Annotated in this window: 11 protein-coding genes; 6 read left to right on the top strand and 5 right to left on the bottom strand. The window is 70.4% G+C overall.

Annotated elements, in window-relative coordinates:
• Positions 1–41: 41 nt before the first annotated feature.
• The 3 genes from E1281_RS12210 to E1281_RS12200 are packed head-to-tail and all read right to left on the bottom strand — an operon-like array spanning position 42 to position 3,362.
• Positions 42–1,454, bottom strand: a complete 1,413-nt coding sequence (locus E1281_RS12210; RefSeq protein ID WP_131877470.1) for an aromatic ring-hydroxylating dioxygenase subunit alpha — start codon at positions 1,452–1,454, stop codon at positions 42–44.
• Positions 1,451–1,813 carry a 2Fe-2S iron-sulfur cluster-binding protein gene (locus E1281_RS12205; protein ID WP_165958882.1) on the bottom strand — a complete coding sequence of 121 codons (363 nt, stop codon included), beginning with the start codon at positions 1,811–1,813 and terminating at the stop codon, positions 1,451–1,453. Before E1281_RS12205 ends, E1281_RS12210 begins: the two co-directional genes overlap by 4 nt.
• Positions 1,814–1,820: 7 nt before the next feature.
• Entirely contained in the window at positions 1,821–3,362 is a 1,542-nt protein-coding gene (locus E1281_RS12200) for an AMP-binding protein (protein WP_207943246.1), read from the bottom strand.
• A 300-nt stretch (positions 3,363–3,662) separates the two neighbouring features.
• Here E1281_RS12200 and E1281_RS12195 point away from each other — a divergent pair, with 300 nt between their 5' ends.
• The 6 genes from E1281_RS12195 (at position 3,663) to E1281_RS12170 (ending at position 10,398) form a co-directional block, all read left to right on the top strand.
• Positions 3,663–4,475 (top strand): ABC transporter ATP-binding protein, encoded by an 813-nt coding sequence (locus E1281_RS12195; protein ID WP_243716877.1) that lies wholly within the window; start codon positions 3,663–3,665, stop codon positions 4,473–4,475.
• Complete coding sequence (locus tag E1281_RS12190) at positions 4,468–5,295, top strand: ABC transporter permease (protein WP_131877464.1); 828 nt, start codon at positions 4,468–4,470, stop codon at positions 5,293–5,295. Before E1281_RS12195 ends, E1281_RS12190 begins: the two co-directional genes overlap by 8 nt.
• 31 nt (positions 5,296–5,326) lie before the next feature.
• Positions 5,327–6,061: an SDR family NAD(P)-dependent oxidoreductase gene (locus E1281_RS12185; RefSeq protein ID WP_131877462.1), complete on the top strand. Its 735-nt coding sequence runs from the start codon at positions 5,327–5,329 to the stop codon at positions 6,059–6,061.
• 94 nt (positions 6,062–6,155) lie between these two features.
• On the top strand, positions 6,156–7,148 hold the full coding sequence (locus E1281_RS12180; RefSeq protein WP_165958881.1) for an ABC transporter substrate-binding protein: 993 nt from the start codon (positions 6,156–6,158) through the stop codon (positions 7,146–7,148).
• Between the two features lie 482 nt (positions 7,149–7,630).
• Entirely contained in the window at positions 7,631–9,283 is a 1,653-nt protein-coding gene (locus tag E1281_RS12175) for a SpoIIE family protein phosphatase (protein WP_243716875.1), read from the top strand.
• Positions 9,280–10,398 carry a cobalamin B12-binding domain-containing protein gene (locus tag E1281_RS12170; protein ID WP_131877456.1) on the top strand — a complete coding sequence of 373 codons (1,119 nt, stop codon included), beginning with the start codon at positions 9,280–9,282 and terminating at the stop codon, positions 10,396–10,398. The genes E1281_RS12175 and E1281_RS12170 overlap by 4 nt, the downstream gene beginning before the upstream one ends.
• Before the next feature lie 45 nt (positions 10,399–10,443).
• Here E1281_RS12170 and E1281_RS12165 read toward each other — a convergent pair whose 3' ends face one another.
• A complete protein-coding gene (locus E1281_RS12165) occupies positions 10,444–11,412 on the bottom strand; it encodes a hypothetical protein (protein WP_131877454.1) in 969 nt (322 codons plus the stop codon).
• Entirely contained in the window at positions 11,409–11,876 is a 468-nt protein-coding gene (locus E1281_RS12160; RefSeq protein ID WP_131877452.1) for a hypothetical protein, read from the bottom strand. The genes E1281_RS12165 and E1281_RS12160 overlap by 4 nt, the downstream gene beginning before the upstream one ends.
• Positions 11,877–11,908 lie beyond the last annotated feature (32 nt).

Here is an 11,908-nt window from a genome sequence, read left to right as displayed (position 1 = left end):
ACGCGCTCATAACAACAACACGCCGCAAGTCGACGCAGCGGTCAGTGAGCGCGACGCTGTTCGAGCTGCTCCATCAGGTTCTTGTGGAAGTGGATGACCCGCATCTCGGAACCGCCGACCGTGAGGTGCTTGAGGCCCGCGTTGTGCAGGCCGCGCTGTACCTCGGGGAGGTTGGAGAAGTCCTGGTCGAGGACCTGGCCCATGCTGACCTCCTTGATGTCCACCGAGATGGTCGGTGCGACGTCGAGCGGCGCCTCGTTCTCGTTGTCCCACACCAGGGTGTAGACGTCGAAGACGCACAGGTCGGGGTTCGTCGGGTGCGGGCGCGAGCGGAACGTCAGCGCTCCGCCCGCGTGGGCGTTGAACTTCAGGTTCGGGAAGACGTGGTAGTCGTAGTCGTCCACCATCTGGGCGTCCGAGAGCTCGGAGTAGTCGTGGCCGAACTGCGACTCCTTGGCCCGGTTCGTCTTGATCAGGTACTCGCGGACCGGCTCGGCGAGCTTCCACTCGCCGTCCTCGTCGAACAGCTCCGGCGGCAGCTCCACGCTGTGCTGGGCGGGCATCCCGGTCGCCTGCTCGCCCTTGCCCTGCTTGCTGTGCCGGAAGCCGGACGCGGAGCGGGAGTAGTACGACTCGTAGACCTCGGCCGGGTCGACGTGCTCAAGGCGCATGCTGGGGACGCCGTAGGGCACGATCATCATGGCGTGCCTGCCGTAGGCGCTGAACTTGGTGTTGACGTCGTCGAGGAACGTCATGATCTGCGGGTGGGTGCCCTTCACGTGGTAGGCCTCCAGGAAGGCCTCCAGCGCCGTCTTCCAGTTGCAGTCGAGGACGATCTCGGCGTGCATCGAGGCACGGAAACGGTCGAGGTGGTACTTGTCCACCTCACCCGCGAGGGGTTCGAGGAAGTCGCGCAGGCTGCCCGCCTCGGCCGGGACCGGGTGGATGAAGACGAAGCCGCCCCACTGGTCGCAGGCGACCTCGTGCAGCGCGTAGTCGTCGTCCTTGATCTCCGGGAAGACCGAGCGGTCCGGGATGTCCTTGAGCCGGCCGTCCAGGGTCCATGCCCAGGCGTGATAGCCGCACCGGAGTTCCTTCGCCGACCCGCAGGACGGCTTGAGGATCTTGCCGCGGTGCGGGCAGACGTTGTGGAAGGCGCGCAGCCTGCCGTCCTGGCCGTGCACCACCAGGTAGCTCTGGCGGCCGATCGTGTACTCGTGGTAGTCGCCCGGTTCGGCGACCTGCTCCGCCCGGCAGGCCATCTGCCAGATGTCGGACCACAGCGAGTCGAACTCGCGCTGGAGGAACTCCGGGGAGGTGTACCGCTTCGGGTCGATGTAGGAGTGCTCCGGGTCCGGCCGATGCAGCTCCCCGAACTCCGCCTCCGGGGGGTACTCCAGCCTGTGCTTCTCTGCGTTGGCGTGAATCTGCTTGAGGTCGTCGGTGAGGCTCATCGGTTCGCTTCCTCCTCGCGTTTACGAACACTGCGGCGGCGCACCACCACGTCGCCGTTGACCTGGGCACAACAGGCGAGTCGTTCCAGAGGCCGCGGAGTGCCGCGCCACCTGATCGCGTCCAGGGCCTCCTCCTCGCGGGCTTCCATGGCGGAGAGGTTCCCGCCGCCCTCGACGATCTCGAAGAAGCACCGGGTGCACTCGGCGTTGGCGTGGCAGATGGTCGGCCAGATGACGTTCTGCTCGTCCGCCGCGTCCAGCACCGTCTGCCCTTTGCGGGCGCGGAACTCGACCCCGGACGGCAGCACGCGGATCGTCGCGCCGCCGGCGTCCTCGCGCGGGGCCCCCTGCTCGGGCATCCGACCCTCAGGCCCGGGGGACGGCATCGGGTGCGCCTTCCCTGGAGGCGAGGTACGTCTGGCGCAGGCGCTTCTTCTGGACCTTGCCCATGGCGTCCCGGCCGACGCTGTCGACGAAGACGTAGCGGCTCGGGCACTTGTACGACGCGAGCGACTCGCGACAGTAGGAGCCGAGCGCCGGCTCGTCGAGCTTCTGGCCGGCATGGGGGACGACCAGGGCCACGAGGCTCTCGCCCATGTCCTGATCGGGGACGCCGATGACGGCGGCGTCCGCTACCTGGGGATGGCCGTGGAGGACGCGCTCCGACTCGGCCGGGTAGACGTTGACCCCGCCGGAGATGACCATGTCGACCGCGCGGTCGGTGACGTAGACGTAGCCGTCGTCGTCCACGTGTCCCACGTCCCCGAGGCAGAACAGATTCGGTTCGAGGTGGGCGGCGGCGGTCTTGTCCGGGTCGCCGAGGTAGGTGATCCCCTGGCCGGTGCTGTCGCGGAAGTAGAGGCGCCCGGTCCGGTTCGCGGGCAGGGGCCGGTCGTCGTCGCCGACCACGACCGCCTCGAAGCGCGGCAGCGGACGGCCCACCGAGCCCGGCTTCCGCAGCCACTCCGCGGAGTTGATCATGCACACGGTCCCGGACTCCGAACCGCCGTACGCCTCGCTCACCACCGGGCCGAACCAGTCGATGACCGCCCGCTTCACCTCCGGCGGGCACGGCGCGCCGGTGAGCACCAGGTGCGCCATGCTGCTGACGTCGTACCGTTCGCGGACCTCCGCGGGTAGCGCCAGCAGCCGGCTCAGGTGCGTCGGGACCATCACGGTGGAGGCGGCCCGGTGCCGCTCGATCGCGGCCAGAGCCGCCTCGGCCGTGAACTTCGGCAGGACGGCGACGCGCCGCCCCATGAGCAGGCTGCGCAGTCCCATCAGCGGCCCGTTGTGGTGGAGCGGCCCGGCCACCAGATGCGTGCCGTCCGGCACGGCGGCCATGCCGGCGCGCACCGATGCGAGATGGCGGGCGACGTCCGGCTCCGGCCGCGCGGCCCATCGGGAGTGGGTGCCCTTGGGGAACCCGCTGGTCCCGGACGTGTAGAGGATGAGCGGCTCGACCGGCGCGTGCGGGTTCCACTCGGCGGAGCCGGACGCGACGAGTTCCCGCCACGACGTCACGGCGGTACCGGGGGCGTCGGAGACGATCGTCCGGCAGCCCGCCCGGCCGGCGACGGGAAAAAGCTCGGCGTACCGGGACTCGGGGATCATGCAGACCGTCGCCCCGGAGTCGCGGAGGATGTACTCCACCTCCTGCGGGCGCAGGCGGGCGTTCACGGCCACCGAGGGCACGCCCGCCAGTGCGGCCGCCAGATGCGCCAGCAGGGTGCGGGCCTCGTTCGCGCCGATCACCGCCACCCGGCCGCCCGCCGCGGACTCGCGAAGTGCGTTGCCGGCACGCACGGACTGCTCCAGCAACTCGCCCCACGTCAGGCTCGACGCACCGTCCGCCAGCGCGAGGCCGGCGTCGTCGACCGCGAGGCCGGCGATCTCGATCAAGGGCACTGAGGCTTCCTTACGACAGCGAGTCTCTAGTTAACGCAACCGACGTTACTGAAGTCGCTATCTAGTATCAAGACGCCCCGTTCGACGACTGCTGAGCAGCTCATAGTCAGACTCTTGACTTAGGTCACACAATAACTTCACACTGTTGCGACATACTCGCTGGGCACTGTCTTGGGTGTGTCACAGGAGGACTGCGCAGGCAGCCGCCGGTGAGCCAGGAGCCCGTCATGAGCCACCTTCTGGAGGGGCAAGCGAATGGCAACATCTCCGACGAGCGAGCCTGCGCTGGAGGAGCGACCCGTGGCGCCGGCATCGGTCCTGGCGGCCCGGAACGTGAACCTCACCTATGGAGGTCTCGGTGGCGGGGCCCGCACGGTCGAGGCGCTGCGCGACGTGAACCTCGAGGTGCCGAAGGGCCAGTTCGTGGCGCTCGTCGGAGCGTCCGGCTGCGGCAAGACCAGCCTGCTCAACATGTTCGCGGGCCTGGTCGAGCCGACCGAGGGCGAGGTCGTCATCGACGAGCGGCCCGTGCAGGGGGCGAGCAACAAGACCAGCTACATGTTCGCCCGGGACGGCCTGCTGCCCTGGCGCCGCGTGCACAAGAACGTCGAGCTGGGCCTTGAGGCGCGCACGAGGCTGTCGCGGGCCGAACGTCTCAAACGCTCACGCGAGATGCTCCGGATGGTGGGCCTCGCCGACTTCGAGAAGGCGTACCCGCGCCAGCTCTCGCACGGCATGCGCCAGCGCGCCGCGATCGCGCGGACCCTGGTCACCGACCCCGACATCCTGCTGATGGACGAGCCGTTCGGTGCCCTCGACGCGCAGACGAAACTTCGCCTCCAGTCGGAGTTCCTCGACCTCCTCGAGCAGGAGGGGTCCGACCGCGTCTCCAAGACCGTCCTGTTCGTCACCCATGACCTGAACGAGGCCATCCTGCTGGCCGACCGCGTGGTGGTCATGCTGCCGCGTCCCGGCCGGATCGCGTCGGACCAGCTCGTCGACCTGCCGCGGCCGCGCTCCGGCCACCTCAAGGAGATCATCTTCAGTTCCGAGTTCCAGCGGTTGCACCGCGAGCTCTTCGACCTGCTCGAGGAAAGGGGAGGCGATGAGTGACCTGCTCACCAGGACCTCTGAGGCGCCCCCGACGGAGAAGCGTCCCAGGCGGACGCGCAAGCCCAGGAGGACCGGCCGCGTCTCGGTCTGGCTGAGCCGGGCGGCCCTGGTCGTCCTCGTGCTGGGCTGCTGGGAGCTCCTGGCCGACGCGGGCACCATCAACGTCCGGTTCGTCGGCCAGCCCTCCGGGGTGTGGGACTCGCTGGTGACCATGCTGGAGACCGGGGAACTGGTCGATCCGACCATCGACACGCTCTGGGCGACGCTCGTCGCGCTCCTGATCGCGGTGCCGAGCGGGATCCTGGCGGGTCTGGTCCTCGCCGAGGCGCCCTTCCTCGACAAGGTGATCTCCCCGTTCCTGATCCCGGTCAACAGCCTCCCCCGGATCGCGTTCGCGCCGCTGTTCCTGCTCTGGTTCGGTCTGACGATCTGGTCCAAGGTCTTCCTGGCCGTCTCCATCGTCTTCTTCATGATGCTCTTCAACACCAGGGCCGGCGTCAAAGGGGTCCAGCCGGACCAGATGGCCGTGGCCAAGACCCTCGGCCTGAAGCGCCACGAGGTGATGTGGAAGCTCGCGCTGCCGTCCGCCGTCCCCGCCATCGCGGCCGGCGTGCGGCTCTCGGTGACCTACAGCCTCCTCGGAGTCGTGGCCAGCGAGATGGTCGCCGCCAAGCAGGGGCTCGGCCTCTCGGTGGTGCAGTTCAGCAACGCCTTCGACATCAACAGCATGCTGGCGGTACTGGCCGTGATGGCCGTCATCGCCACCGTCCTCGGCCTGATCGCTGAGAAGGGCGAGCAGTGGCTGCTCCGCTGGGAGTGACGGGCCGTGCCACCGATCGGGCGGTGCACCGATGAATCTAGGACTGCGGGACCGGCGCGCACTGGTCCCGGCGGCGACCACGGGCCTCGGCTTCGCCACCGCGCGCCGCCTGCTGGCGGAAGGAGCCCGGGTGCACATCTGCGGCTCCGACCCCGGACGTCTGGACGCGGCCGTGCGGGAACTCGGGCCCCGGTGCTCGGGTTCGGTCACGGATCTCGCGGCGCCCGGGTCGGGCACCGCGCTGGCCGAGAGCGCGACGGCCGGGATGGGCGGCATCGACATCCTGGTCGCCAACGCCCCCGGACCAGGCGCGTCCCACGCGATCGACCTGAGCCAGGACGCGGTGGACCAGGCGATGCGCCTCAACTTCATGAGCGCGGTCGAGCTCTGCACGGCCACCGTGCCCGGAATGCGCCGGCGCGGGTGGGGGCGGGTGGTCGCGATCACCTCGCTCGCGGTTCGTGAGCCGTTCGTCGGGCTGACCGGCAGCGGCGCTGCCAGGGCCGCGCTCACGGTCTACCTCAAGTCCCTCAACGACGAGGTGCGGGAGGACGGGGTCACCGTCAACTCCATCCAACCCGGAAGCCACGAGACCGCGCGCTATCTGGCATTCGCCGGAACCGCGGTCGACCGGGACGGCCCGGGACGACGGGTCGGATCGCCGGACCACTTCGGCGCCCTGGTGGCGTTCCTGTGCTCCGAGCTGGCCGGCTACGTGTCCGGAGCCGGGCTGCCGGTGGCAGGCGGATACCAGCACGCATGGTGAATCGCCGGGCATGGCGCCCGGCGGAGGTCGAAGCCGCGAGGCGATCCGACCGCTCAATCTGTAAGGGGATACGTTGAAGAACCTGATCTGTGCCGTGGGGGGCGTCGCTCTCGCCCTCTCCCTGGTGGCGTGCGGTTCCGGCGGCTCGGCGTCCGGCGACGGAACGATCAACGTGGCGACCAGCCAGACCGCGTCCGACGCGCCGTTCATCATCGGATCCGAGGCCGGGATCTGGGACAAGCACGGCCTCAAGGTCGAGAACGTGCCGGTGCAGGGTTCGGCGCCCGCGTTCGCCGGCCTCGCCAACGGCTCGATCCAGACCGTCCACCAGGGGCCGGTCGTGATGGCCCAGGCCAACCAGAAGGGCGCGGACCTGCGCTTCTTCTGCGGTGCCGGGGCGACGATCTGGAACGGGTTCATCGTCGCCTCCGACGGCCCGCTCGCCGGCATGTCCGGCCAGCCCTACAAGAAGAAGATCGAGGCGCTGAAGGGCCGCAACATCGGCATCTCCGCGCTGAAGTCGACCACCGAGATGCTCGGCAACATGATGCTGGAGGCGGGCGGCCTCAGCGGCTCCGACGTCTCCTACGTCGCCGTCGGCTACGGCGAAGGCGCGCTGTCCGCGCTGAAGCAGGGCCGCGTGGACGCCATCGTGACCTACCCCTTCCTCACCCAGCAGGGCGAGGACGCCGTCGAACTGCTCGTCGACATCCCGAACGAGAAGGACGCCCCGGCGGACATGTTCAACACGATGAACTCGGGCTGGATAGCGAACAAGGAATGGCTCGACGAGAACCCGGAGACGGCGAAGAAGTTCTGCGGGGCGTTCGGTGACGCGCTCACCCACGTGACCGCGGAGAAGAACCGCGACGCGGTGGCGGGCAAGCTCCAGAAGAGCTTCGGCATCCCGAGCCTGGGCGTCGCCAAGGAGGTCATCTCGGCGGACGGCCCGCTGAGCCTCCTCTCGACCAAGCTGGACTGCGGAGCCCTCCAGCGCTCGATCGAACTCGCCGAGAAGCAGGGCCAGATCAAGACGGACCCGAAGATGACCTGCGACAACATGATCTGGAAGGCCCCACAAGCCTGAAGTCCGAACCGCGCGGAGGGGATGCGGCCACGCATCCCCTCCGCGCGGTTCTCACGCTCAAGCGCACCCACATCTCCGCCGCGCGTCCGGCAGCCCCATGATCAATCCGGCATGCGTGCGAACGGGCGTTCCCGAGATGAGGGAGATGCCATGTCGCCTCTCGTTCGTTCTCGCCGTGCCGATACCGCCGCCTCGACGTGAGTGTTAGCCCTCCCCCAACGATGGAAATGAAACGGTGACAGTTGGGTTACCACGGTCGGAGGCGACATCCACATCAGCGGACAGTGCCTGGAGACCCTTGCGTGCGGTGCTGCTCGGGGGGCCCGAGCCGAGCCGCCGGCGCCCGGGGGACGGCATGCACGTAGGGCGACGCCGGATGCCGCCGACGTGGTGGATCGGCCGAGAGGGGGAGCCCTCGCGGGGGCCGCGGCGTGATGGAACCGAGCCGAGGCGAGAGCGAGGCACGGGACGGGCTCAGTCCGGTGCTGCGATCGGCTCCGTGCGCGGTTCTGATTCTCGACTCGTCCGAAGGCGTCGTCCAGCTCAACGACGCGGCGCGGCTGCTGCTCGGTGTGTCGCCGGGTGAACCGGTGCGGCGCGCTGTGCCGGAATGGCTCGCCGATGCCGTTTGGTCGTTCGGCGGTCCCGCGGCGGCCGCGGGCGCCGGCCTCGGAGGCACGGGCACGGCGGGGCGGCGCGCGGAGCCGATCGCCGCAGGGCCGATCGGCGACGGCGTGTTCGAGGCCCGTCCCGTGCCCGTGAGCGGGGCACCGGGGAACCCGGCGTCCACGGCCTGGTGGCTGGTCGAGGTGACCGAGCGGGAGCGGCTGGCCGGGGAGCTGGCGGCCGAGCGGGAGCGCACGGCGTTCCTCGCCGAGACGTCCGACGAGCTGCTGGCATCGCTCAACCTCGAACGGTGCATGGAGGTGACCACGCGGCTGGCGGCCCGGCACCTGGCCGATGCCGCCCTGGTGATCGTCCCGCGGGCCGGGCACGGCCACCCGGTCGCCTACTGCGGGCCCGACGGGAGGGTCGACCACCGGGACCTGCTGATCGACCCGATGGAGGTCGAGGGGCTGGCCGACGCGCTGCGGGGCTTCCCGCCGGTGGCCCCGCGCTGGATCGATCCCCGCGACGCTCCCGGCTGGATCGCCCGCCCCGGCACCGGGAAACCCGCCGCCATGGTGGTGATCGCGCTTCCGGGCCATGGTGTCCCGGCCGGAGCGCTGGTCCTGCTGCGCCCGTCCGGCCGCGAGAGGTTCTCCGCGGGCGAGGAGCTGACCACCGGCCTCTTCGCGGGGCATGCCGGCGCGGCGCTGTCGGCCGCCCGCCTGTATGCCGAACAGGCGTCCATCACCGCGACGCTGATGCGCGGGCTCCTGCCGCCCCGTACGCAGGAACTGGACGGGGTGGAACTGGCCGCCCGCTACCGGCCGTCCGGTGACGAGGACATGGTCGGAGGCGACTTCTACGACGTCTACCCAGACGCGGTCGACGCGGAGGCCGAGGCGCTGGTGGTGCTGGGGGACGTGTGCGGCAAGGGCCTGGAGGCCGCGGTCCTCACCGGCAAGATCCGCAACACGCTGCGGGCGCTGCTGCCGATGGCGGGCGACCACCGGCGCGTGCTGGAGGTGCTCAACGAGACCCTGCTGGAAGACGATTCGACGAGGTTCGTCACGCTGGTGCTGGCCTCGGCCCGCAGGCAGGACGCGCAGGTACGGCTGCGGCTGACCAGCGCCGGTCACAGCGCCCCGCTGATCGTTCGGACCGACGGGACGGTCGAGACGGCCGCGACCGGAGGCTCGCTGATCGGCGTGCTGGAGGAGATCGACTCGACGACCGCGGAGGCGGCCCTTGAGCCCGGTGACGCGTGCCTGTTGTACACCGACGGCATCACCGAGGCCGTCGGCGGACCGCTGGGCGATGAGATGTTCGGCGACGAGCGGCTGCGCGCCGAGCTGGGCCGATGCGGCGGCATGCCTCCCGAGGCGCTGGTGGAGCGGGTGCTCATGCTCGCCTCCGAGTGGGTCGGAGCCGGCCCGCATGACGACATGGCGGTGATCGCGCTCACCGCTCCCCGGCACGTCCGGTCCAGCGCCTCCGGGAGCCCGGGACCGGAAGGGCGCGTGCCATGACGCGGGAGACGAGGCCGTCCGGCGGGAAGGCGGGCACCTGGGCGGACGCGCTCTGGGAGACGCTGATCATCGGCGACGAGTACGCCGCCACCGACATCGTGATGACCGCGCTGGACGACGGGATGGACCCCGAGGACCTGCTCCTGGACGTCATCGCGCCCCTGCAGGCAAGGGTCGGGCGCGAGTGGGCCGCCAACCGGATCACCGTCGCCCAGGAGCACAGCGCCACCGCCGTCAACGAACGCGTGATCGGCGCGGTCGCGCACCATCCGGCCGCCCGGCGGCGGGCGCGGGCGGAGGAACGGCCCGGCAAGATCGCGGTGGCCTGCATCGACGGCGAGTGGCACGCGCTGCCGGCCCGGCTCGTCGCCGAGATTCTGCGGCTGCGCGGCCTGCGGGTCGACTATCTCGGCGCCCAGGTGCCGACCCCGCACCTGATCTCCCACCTGCACCGCACCGGTCCGGAGGCGGTGGCTCTGTCGTCCTCGATCGCGACCCGGCTGCCGACCGCGCACGCGGCCATCACCGCCTGCCAGGCGACCGGTACCCCGGTCCTGGCCGGTGGCGCCGCCTTTGGCCACGACGGGCGCTACGCCGCTCTGCTGGGGGCGGACGCGTGGGCCCCCGACGCGCGCGCGGCCGCCGACCTGCTGGCGCGCGGCCCCCTGCCCAAGCCGCCCGTCCGCCGCGTCATCGACGACCTGCCGCACCTGGGCGACCAGGCCTTCGCCCATGTCACCCGCGCGGCCCCGTCCCTGATCCGCCACGTGCTGAGCGGGTTGGAGTCGCGGCTCCCGGCGATGGCCGACTACTCCGACGTGCAGCGGGACCGGACGGCCGAGGACCTCTCTCACCTCGTCGACTTCTTGGGCACGGCCCTGTACCTGGACGATCCCGATCTCTTCACCGGGTTCATGGCATGGACCGTCGAGATCCTCACCGCCCGTGGCGTCCCCGCCCGGAACCTTCTGCCCGCCCTGGATCTTCTCTCCGAGCGACTCACCGATTACCCGCGTGCCACCGACCTGCTCGCGCGCGCCCGTCGCACCGTACGGGAACAGATGCCGGCCCCTCTCCGCGGCGCCCCCGGGCACACGCCGGACGAGGACGCATAGCCGCGGCCCGATGGGCTGCGGCGTTGTCGAGGGACTGCCGATCCCTCACCGGGCGAGGTGTGGTGCGATCTGCGCGAACCACGGAGGCTTGGCTCCGTCGACGGCCATGAATTCGCGCAGCACGGCGTTATTCGATTCCTGGCATTTCCTGATCTTCGATGATTCTTCGGGGGTGAGGCCGTAGTCGTCGTACCGGTTCGGATGCCGGGCGAGTTCGTCGGTGAAGAAGAAGTCCTGGCCGTACGAGGGGACCGCTTCCGGCAACGCCGCCACCGCCTCGCCCGCGTCGACCTCTTTGCTTTCCTTGTCGCGAATCAGCGTCACGCCGATGTGGTAGATGAAGAGTTTGCTCGCGTCAGGATTGCCTCCGGCGAATGCGGCGGACTTCGGTAGGCGCAGGTTCAGTTTGAATCGATCGGCTTCGTCCGGCCCGATCTCCTGGCTGAGCGGAATCTCGACCCGCTGGCCGGGTGTCGGACGGACCGGCAATGTCAGCCCATAGGTCGCGGACACATCCAGGCCGCCGCCCTGGCTGAAGCACGCCGAGATCAACGAGAACTTCCGGATGCTCACGGTCGCCCGTTTGACGATGGTCCGCCGGGTCCCCTTGTTGTGGATCTTCAAATCCAGAGCGACCGGCCCGCTCTCCGTGGCCTCGGGTGTGTCGACCAGCATGTCGACCACCTCGACCGCGGGCGCCCGGACGCTCGCCTCGGAGGGGACGACGGCGCCGGCCGCGGGCCGCCCCGGGTCGTCGGTGATCTTGCCTCTCACATAGAACGCACCGGGGATGACGACCGCCACCAGGCCGGCGAAGGCCACCGCACCCAGGAACGTCGGGCTGCCGAGGAAGCCCAGGCGCCCCCGCGGCGTCCGCGCGTGCCCCGCGGCCCGCGTGCTGATGTGCACGTCACCGCCGACATCGTTGACCTGGAAGACCCCGCCGTTCACCTCGCTGCGAGAGACGGCCTGGCCGGGCGGCGGTTCGTCCGGAGTCCCTGACGAGCCGGTCAAGGCGCGTCCCCGTCACCCGGGTCCCTCCGGGTGGCCGGACCGAGGTCGGCATCACCGCCGACCCCCTCCACCTGGGTCACATCGCCGGATACCCGGGACCCGTCGACCGACTGCCCGCCCGATTCCGGTACCGGCACGGGGCCGCCGGGAGCCTGTGCCGGTACCGGCGGCGCGGACGCGCCGCCGGTACGCACGCTGCCCGCCACACCGCGGACCTGGGTCACGCTGCCGCCGACCCTGGTGCGCCCGACGTGCTGCCCCGGCCCCGGCCTGCCACCGGGACCTCCGCCCGACAACGCGCCGTAGACCGCGACGCCCAAGGCCGTCAGCCCGACGAACGCCCCGATGACGCTCGCCAGCTTGTCGGCCCGGTCCAAGCCCACCGCCGCGAAGTGCCACCCCAGGCCCGCCGCGGCCGCGACCGCGACGATCCCACCGCCCCACGTCAGCGCACGCCTTCTCATGGGAGTATCTTGACCGCCCCCGGGACCTGTCT

Origin of the sequence: Actinomadura sp. KC345 (assembly GCF_004348515.1) — a bacterium.
GTDB lineage: Bacteria > Actinomycetota > Actinomycetes > Streptosporangiales > Streptosporangiaceae > Spirillospora.
This window is presented reverse-complemented; position numbering and strand designations above follow the sequence as displayed.